This is a genomic window from Chlorogloeopsis sp. ULAP01, assembly GCF_030381805.1.
In the GTDB taxonomy this organism is placed as follows: domain Bacteria; phylum Cyanobacteriota; class Cyanobacteriia; order Cyanobacteriales; family Nostocaceae; genus Chlorogloeopsis.
In genome coordinates this window covers 372,301-387,698 of record NZ_JAUDRH010000004.1, presented here as the reverse complement: position 1 = coordinate 387,698, position 15,398 = coordinate 372,301, and the positions used below count along the sequence as shown (strand labels likewise).

The 15,398-nt window shown below is 41.3% G+C and carries 13 protein-coding genes; 9 read left to right on the top strand and 4 right to left on the bottom strand.

Annotated elements, in window-relative coordinates; genetic code table 11:
* The first annotated feature begins 42 nt into the window (after positions 1-42).
* Both QUB80_RS10260 and QUB80_RS10255 read left to right on the top strand, forming a co-directional pair.
* Positions 43-606, top strand: coding sequence for a TolB family protein (locus QUB80_RS10260; RefSeq protein WP_289789392.1), 564 nt, complete (start codon positions 43-45; stop codon positions 604-606).
* Positions 607-790: 184 nt separating this feature from the next.
* On the top strand, positions 791-1,318 hold the full coding sequence (locus QUB80_RS10255; protein ID WP_289789391.1) for a TolB family protein: 528 nt from the start codon (positions 791-793) through the stop codon (positions 1,316-1,318).
* Positions 1,319-1,412: 94 nt separating this feature from the next.
* On the opposite strand, the gene QUB80_RS10250 is transcribed toward QUB80_RS10255, so the two are convergent.
* A complete protein-coding gene (locus QUB80_RS10250; protein ID WP_289789390.1) occupies positions 1,413-2,423 on the bottom strand; it encodes a succinate dehydrogenase/fumarate reductase iron-sulfur subunit in 1,011 nt (336 codons plus the stop codon).
* A gap of 1,207 nt (positions 2,424-3,630) precedes the next feature.
* Here QUB80_RS10250 and QUB80_RS10245 point away from each other — a divergent pair.
* Together QUB80_RS10245 and QUB80_RS10240 are read left to right on the top strand one after the other, a co-directional pair.
* A complete protein-coding gene (locus QUB80_RS10245; protein ID WP_289789389.1) occupies positions 3,631-4,068 on the top strand; it encodes an AbrB family transcriptional regulator in 438 nt (145 codons plus the stop codon).
* Positions 4,069-4,382: 314 nt separating this feature from the next.
* A complete protein-coding gene (locus QUB80_RS10240; protein ID WP_289789388.1) occupies positions 4,383-5,255 on the top strand; it encodes a CPBP family intramembrane glutamic endopeptidase in 873 nt (290 codons plus the stop codon).
* A gap of 4 nt (positions 5,256-5,259) precedes the next feature.
* On the opposite strand, the gene QUB80_RS10235 is transcribed toward QUB80_RS10240, so the two are convergent.
* Entirely contained in the window at positions 5,260-5,967 is a 708-nt protein-coding gene (locus QUB80_RS10235; protein WP_289789387.1) for a class I SAM-dependent methyltransferase, read from the bottom strand.
* 191 nt (positions 5,968-6,158) lie between these two features.
* Between QUB80_RS10235 and QUB80_RS10230 the strand changes: the two genes are divergently transcribed.
* The gene (locus QUB80_RS10230) at positions 6,159-7,067 is read left to right on the top strand and encodes an N-acetylmuramoyl-L-alanine amidase (RefSeq protein ID WP_289789386.1); all 909 of its coding nucleotides are present in this window, start codon (positions 6,159-6,161) and stop codon (positions 7,065-7,067) included.
* Positions 7,068-7,081: 14 nt separating this feature from the next.
* Here the strand turns inward: QUB80_RS10230 and ribBA are convergent, their stop codons facing one another.
* Complete coding sequence (gene ribBA, locus QUB80_RS10225; RefSeq protein ID WP_289789385.1) at positions 7,082-8,764, bottom strand: bifunctional 3,4-dihydroxy-2-butanone-4-phosphate synthase/GTP cyclohydrolase II; 1,683 nt, start codon at positions 8,762-8,764, stop codon at positions 7,082-7,084.
* Positions 8,765-9,424: 660 nt separating this feature from the next.
* Here ribBA and argC point away from each other — a divergent pair.
* Positions 9,425-10,483, top strand: a complete 1,059-nt coding sequence (gene argC / locus QUB80_RS10220) for an N-acetyl-gamma-glutamyl-phosphate reductase (protein WP_289789384.1) — start codon at positions 9,425-9,427, stop codon at positions 10,481-10,483.
* Positions 10,484-10,607: 124 nt separating this feature from the next.
* On the opposite strand, the gene eno is transcribed toward argC, so the two are convergent.
* On the bottom strand, positions 10,608-11,888 hold the full coding sequence (gene eno, locus QUB80_RS10215) for a phosphopyruvate hydratase (RefSeq protein WP_289789383.1): 1,281 nt from the start codon (positions 11,886-11,888) through the stop codon (positions 10,608-10,610).
* Between the two features lie 459 nt (positions 11,889-12,347).
* On the opposite strand from eno, the gene QUB80_RS10210 reads away from it, so the two are divergent.
* From QUB80_RS10210 to QUB80_RS10200, 3 genes are all read left to right on the top strand, one after another.
* The gene (locus QUB80_RS10210; RefSeq protein WP_289789382.1) at positions 12,348-12,974 is read left to right on the top strand and encodes a 4Fe-4S single cluster domain-containing protein; all 627 of its coding nucleotides are present in this window, start codon (positions 12,348-12,350) and stop codon (positions 12,972-12,974) included.
* Between the two features lie 206 nt (positions 12,975-13,180).
* Positions 13,181-13,615, top strand: coding sequence for a lactoylglutathione lyase (gene gloA / locus QUB80_RS10205; RefSeq protein ID WP_289789381.1), 435 nt, complete (start codon positions 13,181-13,183; stop codon positions 13,613-13,615).
* 22 nt (positions 13,616-13,637) lie between these two features.
* Positions 13,638-15,263 carry an iron uptake porin gene (locus QUB80_RS10200; protein ID WP_502875290.1) on the top strand — a complete coding sequence of 542 codons (1,626 nt, stop codon included), beginning with the start codon at positions 13,638-13,640 and terminating at the stop codon, positions 15,261-15,263.
* Positions 15,264-15,398: the final 135 nt, after the last annotated feature.

Here is a 15,398-nt window from a genome sequence, read left to right as displayed (position 1 = left end):
ACTAGGGAGGAAGTTACAAAAAGGTAACAGAAAACAGGTGAGGTGAAAAAAATTACACCTAGATTTTGGCTCCAAAGACCACTTAATTGGAGTCTCATTTTTGGATTGACAGGTTTACTAATCTCTTGTAGCTCCGATAATATTCCTATTGGCCCCACTTCTGTTAATAGTCGCTACACTGAAGCACAACCGACTTTGAGTGGAAACGGGCGGCTTTTGGCATTTGTATCTAATCGAAATGGCGCTCACCAGATACTGCTGTACGATTTGCAGCAGCAGTCTTTTGTGCGTACACCACGTTTAAATCGTCCGGAGACAATCGCTGAAAGCCCAAGCCTTAGCTACAACGGACGTTACATAACTTATATTACTAGCGATCAAGGTAGACCAGTGGTGGCGCTTTACGATCGCGCCATACAGCAATCACAAATCCTTACTCCTACATATCGCGGTTGGATTAGAAATCCTAATATCAGTCCCAATGGGCGCTATGTAGTCTTTGAATCCGCTAGTCGCGGTCAGTGGGATACTGAAGTACTAGATCGAGGCCCAAATATTGAGTTAGACATTCCTAATGGTGCAACTATAACTCCACCTCCGCAGTAGCAAGAGGACACGGGGAGGTGGAGACACAGAGACAAGGGGAGTAATAAACAACTAACCTAACCACTAACCCTCCGGGTACTCTACCTTGAAGCCGCCCTAGCCTGCGGAAAGCCGCAGAAGCGTCTACCGACTTCTCTTTGCAGTGCTGCCTCACCACTAACAAATGACCAATTACTAATGACTAATGACCAAATGCTATATTTTTCTACCTATACTTACACTAACAACTTTATTAAATGGCTGTGGTGGCTATCCCCGTCTTTTGAGCTATCCTTTTGATCCTGGAGGAAGAAGTCTTAACAGTACTGCTTCAGAATTAACGCCGCAAGTTTCTGGAAGATTTATTGTTTTTACTTCTGACCGACGAGGCAGCCAAGATGTCTATATGTTTGATATGGTGACTCGCAGTTTAATTGATTTACCTGGTTTAAATTCTTTTGATGCGATCGCCTCTCATCCCAGTATTTCAGACAATGGTCGTTATATTGTTTTTGCTGCTTCTCGTCAGGGGCGAACAGCTATTTTCCTGTACGACCGAGAAACAAGACAATCACGTAATTTAACTACCAATCTACAAGCAGAAGTTCGCAATCCCACAATCAGCGCTGATGGCAGCAGAATTGCTTTTGAGTACAGTAACAATGGGCAATGGGATATTTTAGTCTATAAAACTTCAGGGCAACCATTAAATATACCTCAAGACCCACGGTGAGATAGGAGACGCGGGGACAAAGAGTAGAGGGAGGTGAGGGAGGTGAAGAAGCGATCGGAGTAAATTCTTCCCCATCTTCCCTATCTTCCAGTCCCTAATCCCTAATCCCTACTTCCTCTTTTTGCACAGCTTCGATTAGCGATCGCACTTGCCCTGTGCCTTCTGAAGGTTCAAATGACAAAGGGAATTTGCGCCTAGCTAGCATTCGCAAACCAAGGGGTACAATACCAAGCAATCCTCTTAAATCTCTAAAATAGTTCCCAACCACTTGTAAACCAAATTGCCGTTCATCAATCCAGCCACCTTCTTTGACTAGTTCTATTAAAACTTTGCGATGGCGAATAGAACGGCTGTCGCTTTTTTGTTTATGATCAAGAATTACTTGTTTAATTTTGGTGATTTGATCAAGCGGAGCTACATCCATTGGACAAACTGAGTTGCAGTATAAGCAACGTGTACAACCCCAAACTCCTTTTGTTCCTTCGTTATATTTTTCTAAGCGATTTTCTGTTTCGCTGTCGCGGGAATCTTCGACCATTCGATAAGCTTTGGCCAGAGCATGAGGGCCAACAAAATCAGGATTGACTTCAAAGGCATTACACTCAGAGAAGCAAGCTCCACACATAATACAATTACCAGTTTGATCCAGGCGCGATCGCTCTTCTGATGTTTGTAGAAATTCTCTTTCTGGTACTTGGCGGGCAGCAGTACTTACATAAGGAGTGATCGCTTCTAAATTGCTCCAAAAATTGCTCATATCTACTACTAAATCTTTGATCACGGGCATATTGCCAAGTGGAGCAATTATGATTTCTGGAATATTATTTGCGCTATTTTTTAGTTCTGCTAGCTGTTGTACTCTGGCAATTTCACTACCAACATTTTCCTTACAAGCTAAAGCTGAACGCCCATTGATTCGCATAGCGCAGCTACCACAAATTGTATTACGACAATTTTTACGAAACGCTAATGTTCCATCTTGTTCCCACTTAATCTGATTCAGGCAATCTAAGATTGTATTACCTGGTTCTGCCTGCAAAAGGTAAGTTTGTACAACAGGAGAAGAATTTTTTTGTTGACGAATAACCTTAAAAAGTACTTCCATTGCTATCAACCTATGTCTTGAAATCACCACATCTGGCTTAAAAATCATTCCTACACGCAGCTTCCTTACCCAATCAGCGATAAAATTGTCTCTCTTAATTACAGCTAGCTGTTAATATGCTGTTCATTCAAGAGCTAGTGATTCTTGTTTGAGGATAAGCATAAAAATTTAATTGTAGAAGCACTGAATGGGGTTTACGACTGTTTTGTCAACCTCTACACCCAGTTGTCTAAGGATATCACTGTATTTTGATGCTAACAAAAGTAAACCTGCTATAGGAAAAATGTATTAATAGGTAGCAGACTACCATTTCTTGGTTATATAGAATTGTTCAAGCTTTTAATGAACATCTTGGCTAATGAATCAACGACAGAATACTACGATAGTTTTTTTGCCTCTTCTCAATCAACAAGCTTGATAATGTAACTCAACTTGCCAAAACTACTTGTCTAAATTACATGAATTTTTATAAAATCTAAGCCACAATCCTCACAACGGCAATAAAGCGGTAAGAAAATCCTCACCGCTTTTTGCCTTCTCAAGGTCAGATATTAAGATATTAAAGTATAGTAGTAAAATTAATTCAAACTTAAACAATAATTTTGCTATTATTATTGCATGTTAGTATTTAATATAAAATTACGAGGTAACAAAACCAGTATAAATAGCCGTATAAGAGCGGCCAATACAGCTTTGTTTCATCGTAGTGTAGAGACGCAAAAAAGTCGTCTCATTTAGCAGGATAAAAAGGTGTATGTCTGTCAACCTTATGCAAATACTATGCTGTTAGAAGCTAAAAGTATGCATAAGGAAAACCTTATGAGTCAAGGGTAATAAAGGCAAGCACCAAAATCAGAAGCCTGTTATTTCTGAGTTCTACGACTAAATAATAGTAGTAGGGCTTACCTGCTTTGTAAAGTTGGCTTAAAATTACACCGTCACAGTAATGCCAAAAAAGAAAAATATTTCATTTTCAATGGCAAATGATGGTTAAAAGTGCCGTGAAATCAGCAGATTTAATGCCTGTACAACCACAATCTCTCATAAATAATGGGCAACCACAAAAGAGGTTGTTGGTCTGTTATAAACGGGAATTTGCCCTTTGTAAGGGTTAGCGTTCTTCATTGTATAAACTCGAAAAGCCAACTAATTGGCAAAAGACGTCATCTTTGAATAGTTTGGAGAGATTAAGGATATTTTGAGCGTAATGACTGAAACCGCAACCGCACCATTAACCGGCAAAGCACTGCTTGCTAAAGTAAAAGAACTTTCCAATTTACCACGACGAGAAAGAGCAAAGCAGTGTGGCTATTATACAGTTACAAAAAACAACCAGGTTCGTGTAAATTTAACCGATTTTTATGACGCATTATTATCGGCTAGAGGCATTCCCCTAAGTCCGGAAGCACCTAAAGATGGCCGTGGGCGCGAACCAACTTATCGGGTTAGTGTTCATCAAAACGGTCAGATTGTAATTGGTGCAACATACACCAAAGCGATGGGTTTACAACCTGGTGATGAATTTGAAATTAAGCTGGGATACAAACATATTCACTTAATTCAAGTTGACACTGATAAAAAAGGAACCTCGTCTGACTTAGATATCGAATCAGACGAAGAAGACATCGAAGAAGAAGAAGAGTAAATTGATCTGATGATAAGGATAAGTTGAAAGTGAACACTGGAAAACTTATCCCTAGAGTCAGTAGAATTTGCTACTGTAGTTAAAAATTTTCTTCATTCCGAAAAATACGATTAGACCTCTTGCAGAAAATACCTATTTTGGTAGAGGCTTGTTCCAAAATAGAAGAAAGGTAGAGCAAAAGTGTATTGTTTGGAGTTTTGAATAAGCGATCGCATCGTTACACCCAACAAAATTAAAATTTGCCCAGACAATAGAGAAAGTTTTTCTCTTTCCAAACAAAAAATTATAATTGCAAGAAGTCTGTCGTGTTTTTAATGAATTTGAGAGTGTTATTTGAGTTAACAGTCAATACTTTAAGGTCATTTCTGGAAAATGCGCCAGGATTGGTTGTGGTAACCACTTTTTTCATATTGTGGGTGGTGTGCTGGTTACCAATGGCAGCATTAACAGTTATCTTTCAAAATTGGCAACCAAACCAGCCTTTGCCTCCACAAAAAAAGCTGCCTTTACTCGTATCGCTCTACCTATTAGCACCACTTATTGTTTGGGCAGTCAGTTGGCTTACCGACACATCATTGTTAGATTACGGCTTTATTACTGAAGTTTCAATGCTAGGTTCTGTAACCCTGGGTTTTAGTTTAGGAGTAATGAGCCTAGCTTTTGTATTTTCTTGGCAATTATGGCTGGGTTGGTGTAAATTTCAAGAGTTTAATATCAAGCAAATATTATCTATTACCCTACCTATCTTTTTGATAGCTTTATTTGTAGGAGGTGTAGAAGAGTTAGTTTTTCGAGGTTTTCTATTCACGCAATTAGAGCAGGATTACCCAAGTTGGGGAGCAGCGATTATTTCTGGTTTTATATTTGCTGTACTACATTTAGTTTGGGAACAACGAGAAACCATACCCCAACTACCGGGATTGTGGCTAATGGGGATGGTACTGGTACTAGCAAGATTTGCTGATGGTGGGAAGTTGGGCTTGGCTTGGGGATTGCACGCGGGATGGGTATGGGCGATCGCCACCTTAGATACAGCACAACTAATCGAGTATACCGATAAAACCTCAGAATGGTTAACAGGTAAGAATAAAAAACCCTTAGCTGGTGTTGCGGGAATAGTATGTTTACTGTTAACTGGAGTAATTCTGTGGTTGGGCGATCGCATCTTACACAGCCCTGTATCATAGCTGATTAGGCTATCTTGATGCATATATATTCAGCAGCAGTAGGTGTAAGGTAGTTTGCTTGTGTGATTTCAAATCCAGCCCGCGTTAGCATACCTTCAATAATCCACGCAAAGGTACTGTGTTCCTCCCGCACGTGCATATGGTAGTCTTTATCTGTCCAGCCCTCACCTTCAGGCTTTGATGAATGCTCAATCCACTCATCAATAAAGGTTTTATGCTCACTAATTGGGAATGAGAATATAGCATCACGTAAGTAAAGAATGCCGTTAGGTTTCAGCATTGAAGCCATTCGCATCAAAGCAACCATTTTCCAGAAGTCTGGCAGAATATGCAGCGCAGCTTTTGTAATCACAAAATCACCCAGATTGTCATTATGTTCATAAGTTAAGAAACCAGCTCGGTGAAATTTGATGGTGCTAGCGCCCATTTTTCGAGCTTTTTGTTGAGCATAAGCCAGCATACTTTGAGAAATATCAATAGCGTGTACAAATGCCCCTTCAAGTGCAGCCTGGATTGCAAAAGTACCCGTGCCTGCTCCTAAATCGATTACGGTATGCCCTAAAGAAATTCCCAATCGCTTCACTAAAGCCTGTTCCTTCTGGGGGGTACTTGATGTTTGCTTGCAGTCAAAGGCTTCAACTTGAGCTATGTCCTCAAAATTAATACCAGCCATTTGAGATTCATCAAAGTACCAAGCAGGAAAGGAGTTCATATTGTGTCCATTTCTGTGTGGATTTGATAGATAGTTTAGATAATTTTAAGCTATGGAGTTTGAATCGTTCTTTAGAAAGAGTAATAACTAGTGGAATTTTTGTTACTGTGCTTGGTTGTAGTATTAGCCAATTTTTTACTACAAACTAAAATATTAGTATAAATTTAAACGAAATTGCAATTTTTAAAGATATGAGTTTTAGCATCTGGATAAAAAGATTGCTATTAATTTCGCTTATGCTCATTACCACCGTTATTATTCTGATCAGTGGAAGAGTACAACTACAATCAAATAAGCAAATTGCATCCGATCTAAGCTCAGAATCTGCTGCCTGGAGTCCATCTCATCTTCCTCAGCAAACTGCACAACAAAAAGAAAAACTTCAATCTTTTTCCAAATCCTCAGTCAAGACAACACCTAGCCCAAAGCCTAAGGCACAACTCGAATCAACCAATAATCAACAAAGCAAACTTAAAAATCTTCCTCAATATTCTTTTCAAATTACTCAAGCTTTTAAAGAGTATAGACCTAGATATGAAATTGCATTAGCTCACCCAAACAACTATGGAGAGCGTCATAGTACCGATATTAATGGCATATCTGTCAATAATCAAGCAATTATAGTACTTCATGAAACAGGCGGTTCTGCATCAAGTGCAATTAATACCTTTCAAGTTCCTCATGAGGATGATGATCGGCAAGTGAGTTACCATACCTTAGTCAAGCTAGACGGAACGGTTGTTTATATCGTTTCTCCAGAAAAGCGAGCTTTTGGTGCAGCTAACTCAGTTTTTGACGGCCCAAATGGTTCTGAAACAGTGCAAACTAATTCTAATTTGCCACCCTCTGTAAATAACTTTGCTTATCACGTATCTTTAGAAACACCACCGGAAGGCCACAATGAACAACCAACTCATGTTGGTTATACTGATGCTCAATATTATTCTTTGGCTTGGTTAATTGCTCAAAGTAGCGTTCCAGATGAGCGAATTACTACACATAAAGCAGTAGATAGATCAGGTCAAAAAAATGACCCCAGGAGTTTTGATTTCAATAAATTTTTTAGCTTGCTTCATTCTTTTCGTCAGCCAATTTCCTAAAAGTTTGGCAAGAACTATCGACTAAAACTATAAATTTTCTGTGTTTCTAATTGCTCGCAACAGATAGATGAAGGCAAGGTACCTGGGGAGAACGTCTGCCGATCCAATTGCACTTGCAGATTACTCAGGGGATCTACACCAGGAGAAATAAGAAATTCTAGCTTTTGAATGTAAGGCAAGGTAACTAGATAGTCGAGAATTTGCCCGATCGCCTGCACATAAGGATGACTTTTTTGTGTGTACCAATCATGAGTTGCCAATCTTGCTTGGTCAAATCCTAAGTGTACTGTTAAAGATGGTTTGTCAAATAAGGCGATCGCAAGAGGACGTGCTTCTTCTTGTAACAACAGATCGTGGCTTTTTACCAAATGCCGCAGTTTTTCTAAGCGTTCGTAACGTTCGGTTACAGCTTGCGGATCGTCTTGCCAGTGAATCGCTACTGTTACTAAGTAAGTCTGCAACAGCATATGACCCAACTTTTTCGCTTTTGTCGCCAAATAATTGGAATTATAGTTATTCGATTCAATTAATAATGGCACACGGTCAACTACTTCCATGTTGTAGCCTTTAACACCAGCAATTTTTCGGGGATTGTTGGTAATCAAGCGGATTTTATGCACGCCTAAGTCCATGAGGATTTGCGCTCCCATCCCATAGTCTCGTAAATCGGCAGGGAAGCCCAAGCGTTCGTTTGCCTCTACCGTATCCAGTCCCATATCCTGCAAAGAATAGGCTTTCAACTTATTAATCAGCCCAATTCCCCGTCCTTCTTGGCGCAGATAAACTACAACACCTTGACCAGCATTTTCAATCATTTTCAGAGCTGCTTGCAACTGCATCCGACAATCACAGCGCAAGGAACCCAAGGCATCCCCAGTTAAACATTCAGAGTGCATCCGTACCATGACTGGCTGATCTCCGAATTGGGAAGGATCGCCCTTGACAATCGCAACGTGTTCGGAACCATCAAGTGTATGGCGATAAGCGTAGATTTGAAACAGGCCGAATTGAGTGGGGAGATCGGCCACAGTTTCGCGGATGACAATGCGATCATGCCGGAGACGGTAGCTAATTAAGTCGGCAATGCTAATAATCTTCAAGTTGTGATGTTTAGCATACTCTACTAATTGAGCTAACCGTGCCATTGAGCCATCGGGATTTTGAATCTCGCAAATTACCCCGGATGGATACAATCCAGCTAGTCGGGCTAAATCAACAGCTGCTTCTGTATGTCCTGCTCGTTTAAGTACTCCTCCTTCCTTAGCACGAATCGGAAAAATATGACCGGGACGACGTAAATCTGAAGCTTTTGTACTAGGGTTAATAGCAACTTGAATTGTGCGAGCTCTGTCTTCTGCTGAGATTCCAGTAGTCACTCCCAAATGCGGCCCAGCATCAATACTAACGGTAAAAGCAGTTTGGTTTGTATCTGTGATGTTACTTACCATTAAAGGTAAATCTAATTCATCCAAGCGATCGCCCGTCATTGCTAGACAAATCAACCCCCGCGCTTCTACCGCCATAAAATTAATTGTGTCGGGGGTAGCAAATTGAGCTGCACAAATTAAGTCGCCTTCATTCTCTCGGTTTTCGTCATCGACCACCACAATGATACGACCAGCTTTTAAATCTGCAAGAGCTGTATCAATCGAATCAAATTTAAAGGCTTGGGTTGAATTAGTCTTAGACTCAGACACAGATTTTAGCCACCAAATATAAATTTTTCTTACAAAAACTTTATTTCAATTGTACCTTTTTATAAGGCTTGAAAACTATAGAAGTAATGATTTGTCAGCTTTGCTTTGAAATTGGGTATGTGGTACACAAGAAAGCTCAATTTTCATGCCTGGCTGTAAATTTTTTGATTGGAACTATCTTGGTAATCTTTAATTCTTCTGGCAGGGATTATAAAAATAAATGCTGCTTCGGTCAGAAATTTTCAAATTGTTGAATTTTGTAGCTAATTTATCTAGTTTAGAGTGCTTTAGCTGCATTTTTTTACTCTATCCTAGTTTTTTGCACTTTTGCACTACTTGATTTTTTTAACGACTTAGGGTAAATGAGCGCCTACATAATAATTACGATACCATACCAAAATTTAGGAGTAATGGACTCCACAGAACACAACTAAAATTTTTCCTACTTGTGGGTTGGTTGAAATGACGTAGCAAAAGATTCTATCGCTAAAATTGGGTTTTAGTACTCAAATGCAATACAACTTTCATAATCAGATTATGAACGGTTGGCATTAAACCTTCAACCGTCATATATGCTAAAAGCTAATAGCTTTTTGCTGTTTGCAGATTGTTAATATCTAAAAACAAATTAACCACAAAGCGGATAAGGATTTCATTATCATGGGCAATTTTAGACGCGTACCAGTTGGGATTGTTGGCGCGTCAGGCTATGGCGGAGTACAGTTGGTGCGCCTACTGATGGATCACCCAGAAGTAGAGCTAGTTTATTTAGGTGGTGATAGTAGTGCTGGTAAGTCATTTGCGGATATTTACCCGCATCTAGCTCAGACAGTGAACTTATCAATAGAAGCGGTAGATCCAGAACTTATTGCTCACCGTTGTGAAGTAGTTTTTCTCTCTGTACCAAATGGTTTGGCTTGCCAACTCGCTCCAAAATTACTGGAAAAAGGATGCAAGGTACTCGATTTAAGTGCCGACTATCGTTTTAGCAACCTAGCAACTTATACAGCTTGGTATGGTAAAGAGCGGCAAGATAATACAACTGCTGCCACAGCAGTTTATGGATTACCAGAAATGTTTCGCGATCGCATTGCCGAAGCTCAATTAATAGGTTGTCCTGGCTGCTATCCTACCGCCAGCCTTCTCGCACTTTCTCCACTCCTCAAACAAGGGCTAATTATCCCTGAAACTGCCATTATTGATGCCAAATCTGGCACATCAGGCGGCGGACGAGAAGCTAAAATCAATATGTTATTGGCTGAAGCAGACAATTCGCTGGCAGCCTATGGTGTGGTTCGTCACCGCCATACACCAGAAATAGAACAGATTTGTAGTGAACTAGCAGGTCATGAGGTAACCGTACAATTTACTCCTCATCTGATCCCGATGGTACGTGGCATTTTAGCAACTGTGTATGCCACTTTAAGAGATCCCGGTTTAGTAAGAGATGATTTAATAACTATTTACAAAGCCTTTTACCGCAACTCTCCTTGGGTAAAAATTTGCGAGCCTGGCATTTACCCTCAAACTAAATGGGCTTGTGGTAGCAATCTTTGTTATATTGGTATAGAAGTTGACCCGCGTACAGGTAGGATAATTGTGATGTCAGCAATTGACAACCTAATTAAAGGACAAGCGGGTCAAGCAATTCAGTGTATGAACATTATGATGGGTTGGGATGAGACTGTGGGGTTGCCAAAGTTAGGATTTTATCCATAAATCAGGGATTGGGTACTGGGTACTGGGGATTGGGTATTTAATTTGGACATAGCGAATTGGGAGTTGGGCATTGCCCTATGCTCTATGCCCCATACCCATAGCCCTAGCCCCTAGCCCCTAGCCCCTATTTCGGTCCTAGTCCGACAGTGCCAGCATAAATAGCGTGATCGCCTAACTCATCTTCAATTCGCAGCAGACGGTTATATTTTGCTACTCGTTCGCTGCGGCAAAGGGAGCCAGTTTTGATTTGTCCGGCGCGAGTTGCCACCGCTAGATCCGCAATAGTAGTGTCTTCTGTTTCACCAGAACGGTGACTGATTACTGAGCGGAAACCATTACGAGTAGCGAGATCAATTGTTTCCAAAGTTTCAGTTAAAGAACCAATTTGATTGAGTTTAATCAGAATCGCATTACCTGCTTGCAACTCAATACCTTTTTGTAAGCGCGTCGCATTAGTAACAAATAAGTCATCTCCCACCAACTGCACGCGGGAACCCAACTTTTGAGTTAGTGACTGCCAACTTTGCCAGTCTTCCTCGTGCAAGCCGTCTTCTATAGAGACAATTGGATATCGATCCACCAGTTGAGCAAGATAATCAATAAACTCAGCCGGAGAGTGGGGTTTACCATCATAGACGTACTGGCCATTTTTGTAAAACTCACTCGCAGCAACATCCAAAGCCAAAGCCACTTGCTCTCCAGGCTTGTATCCAGCTTTTTCAATTGCAGCAACTAGCAATTCTAATGCTACCTGATTTGACTCTAGATTAGGGGCAAAACCACCTTCATCCCCTACACCAGTAAGTAAACCCTTCTCATCCAAAACTTTGCTCAGGGTAGCAAAAACCTCCGCACCCCAACGCAATGCTTCTCGGAAGGAAGATGCCCCTATCGGGACAATCATAAACTCCTGGAAATCCACATTATTGGCTGCATGAGCACCGCCATTAATCACATTCATTAATGGTACAGGCAGCAAGTTAGCTAAAGGGCCGCCCAAATAACGATACAGGGGAATATCCAAAGATTCGGCACCAGCTTTAGCCGCAGCTAGAGAAATCGCCAAAATCGCGTTAGCGCCCAGATTCGATTTATTCACAGAACCATCTAGAGCAATCATTGTACGGTCTAGAAGTTCTTGGTTGAGGGCATCCATTTGCAACAACTTTGGAGCAAGTACCTCCTTTACATTTTGTACCGCCTTAAGTACGCCCTTCCCACCGTAACGACTTTTATCATTATCCCGCAATTCATGTGCCTCAAAAGTGCCAGTAGACGCACCACTAGGAACTTGTGCCAGTCCTACAGCACCATTTAACACATGTACTTCTGCTTCTATGGTTGGTCTACCCCGCGAGTCCAGAATTTCACGGGCGACAATTGCTTCAATGGCTGTATCAATCATCAGTCTTTTGTCCTTCTTATGAGTGCGTTCTCACTGCTGAACACAAACATTAACAGTTGCAGATCCGACAATCTAGCATAGGCTTTTGAGGGGACACTATAGGCAGAGATTAACGAAGATTTTTGCTCTGGTTCTTAGGTAGTGGTGGTTGGGTACTGAGTATTGGGAAGAATTACGCTTTTGCCAGTCACTAGTCCCCAGTCCCTAATCCCTAGCCTCTACTTTTTGTCTAGGAAACCACAGATAAACGTTGATGCACACCGATAAATTAAAGCAATCCCCTCCCACTATGGATGCTAATTCTTCACAAATTCCTCATCTTTTGCCCTTAGCCTAGAAGCTAGCAATCTGTCAACTATAAGTTGAAAAGTCTGTATTAGCTTAGAGAAGTTGTTTTGAGCTTACCCCAGTGAATTTCAACTAGACAGACAATAATTCATGCCCTGTAGAGAAAAAACTATGACTCAAAATAAAACAGATTCATACATGAAACTAATGCAAATCCCCCCTGGCTATCTCAATATTATGGGTTATGTCGATGAATCTGAAGTAAATGGTCCTGGATGTCGTGCTGTGGTTTGGGTACAGGGGTGCTTGCGAGAATGCCCAGGCTGCTTTAATGAAGAATCTTGGTCATTTGAGGTTAATCAACTAGTATCTGTTGACAGCCTTGCCGAAAAAATTCTTAGCAATCCTCGCAATCAGGGGGTGACTTTTTCTGGTGGCGAACCATTTTGGCAAGCTCCTGCGCTAGCAACTCTAGCTCGTAAAGTCAAAGCTGCTGGACTGAATGTGATGTCATTTAGTGGTTTTACCTTAGAGCAATTACAATCCGATTATGCCCCATCTGGCGCTCAAGACCTGTTAGATCAGTTAGATATTCTGATTGATGGCCCCTATATCGAATCGCTAGCATTGAATTCTCCTGATTCTCCTGTTTCCTCTAGCAATCAAAGGGTTCACGTCTTCAATCCAGCTTTAGAACAGAATATTACTTGGGCAAGCGATCAGATAGAGATTCATATTTTCAAAGATGGTAGTCGAATTATCACTGGTTATCGAGGACGGCTGGAACTGGGGGACTAGGGGCTAGGAAGAGGAGGGGGAGAGGGGGAGATGGGGGGCAAGGGGAAAATCCTTCTCCGCGTCCCCGCGTCCTTTTGTCCCCGTGTCTTCTTCCCAATCCCCAATCACCAGTACCCAATCCTTAGTCGCCTACATTTAGGCTTTCTCTGTTTTTCACATCCCACTTTAAAATCAAGAATTAGTAGTCAAAAAATCTGGAGAGCACTATGCGCCTACTACACACGATGCTGCGAGTTGGCAATCTTGAAGAGTCCCTTAAATTCTATTGTGAAGTTCTGGGAATGAAGCTACTGCGGCGAAAAGATTATCCAGGAGGAAAATTTACCCTCGCTTTTATTGGTTATGGTGACGAAAGTGACAACACAGTCATTGAACTAACTTATAACTGGGGTGTGGACAAGTATGAATTAGGCAATGCTTACGGTCATATTGCCATAGGAGTTGATGATATTTATGCTACCTGTGATGACATTAAAAATCGTGGTGGTAAGGTAGTGCGTGAACCAGGACCGATGAAACACGGTTCCACGGTAATTGCTTTTGTAGAAGACCCAGATGGATATAAAGTAGAACTGATTCAACTAGGTACTCAAGGTTCTGCCCTCAAGCAGGAAACAGAACAAAAACTTGTGACTCAGTGATTTTGAGGAAATATTTTAGGAGATAAACTTGAGCGTCAAGCAATGCCTGCGCCAAAGGATTTATGTACCAAGATTATTAGCGGGAGGGCTAGCTAGTTGGAGTATTTTCAGCCAAATCTGTTTACCTGCACCAGCAAACTCTTTGCTACCTCAAAAGCGACTATCTCCAGTAACTAAGATTAGTTCTTGGCAAGCCGAGTTATTACCCCATTCTCACTCTCAGTCTATTAATATTGGCACGGATTCTGATTTGCAAAATAAGCAAACTTCAGTTTCTGAACTATCTGATATTAAGCCGACAGATTGGGCTTATCAGGCGTTGCGAGCGCTCATCGAACGTTATGGTGTCATCTTTGGTTACGCAGATGGCACCTTTCGCGGTAACCGTCCTCTCAGCCGCTACGAGTTTGCAGCAGCCCTCGCCGCTACCCTAGAACAAGTAGAAGGTTTGATTGCCAATGGTGAGGACGATCGCTATATCCAAGAAGACGCGATCGTTTTAAGGCGGTTGCAAACAGACTATAGATTGGCTTTGGAAGATTTACAGCAGCGTATCAATAGAATAGATGCACGCACCCTTGAACTAAATGCGAATCAATTTTCTACCACGACCAAGCTGCAAGGTCAACAAATTATTGCTCTTAGTGATGGTAGTGATGCTAACAAAACTGTTATCTCCCGTTCCCGCTTAACCCTTTCTACAAGCTTCAACCAACAAGATTTATTAGTAACTCAATTAGAATCTGGCAACAATGGTGGTGATGCCACTGGTTTGGCGCAACAAGAACAGCGCAACCTTTTAGGAGTTACTGGTTTGATTGCCAACGGTGGTGGACTTGATTATGCAGAAGTTGAATCTTCTGTCAAGCTCAGACGCTTGTACTACACTTTTCGCCCTTGGCAAGATGTAGCATTAACCTTTGGTGCCAAAATGTTGCCGCGAGATTTTATTGATCGCAACAGATATGCTAATAACGAGGCCATAGATTTTAGTTCTAGCTTTTTTTTGAATAATCCCCTAATTGTTCAAAACCAAATTGATCGCAATGGTGGTGCAGGCGCTGCTATTTTGTGGAATCCTAGTGGCAGTAACTTGACTTTGCGATCGCTCTACATTGCGGCTGATGCGAATCTACCCAATGGCAATACTACAGAAGGTGGTTTATTTGGCGATCGCTATCAAGCAAGTGTAGAAGTCGAATACTCACCCAGTAATCAGATAACTCTAAGATTACAATATACAAATGCTTTAATTAATAATACTGATATTAACGCCTTTGGTATTAATGCTGAGTATGCATTAAACCGCAATACAGGCATCTTCGGTCGCTTCGGATTTGGTAGTTATAATGGATTCAACACTGCCATCAATGAAAATTTAGATTTACATCCCTTTAGTTGGGCGGTTGGTTTGGGTTCTCGTAACTTTATGCTTCCTGGTACTGTTGCAGGTATAGCTATTGGTCAACCCTTTGTCAGCAATGATCTAGGCAGCGCCACTCAAACTAATTTTGAGGCATTCTACAATCTCCAACTTAGTGACAACCTTAGTATTACCCCCACATTTTCACTAGTCACAAATCCTGATAACGATAGCTCTAAAGGTACTATTTGGCAAAGCACCCTCAGAAGTGTGTTTTCGTTTTAAATTGGATTGGGGACTAGGGACGCTTGAAGACGACAAGGGGAGGGGGAGACAACAAGACTTGGGGCAAGAACGTGAATCATAATTCTCCGCGTCCTCCTTCGGGTACTCTAACGAGAACCCGCTTCGCGTGTACGC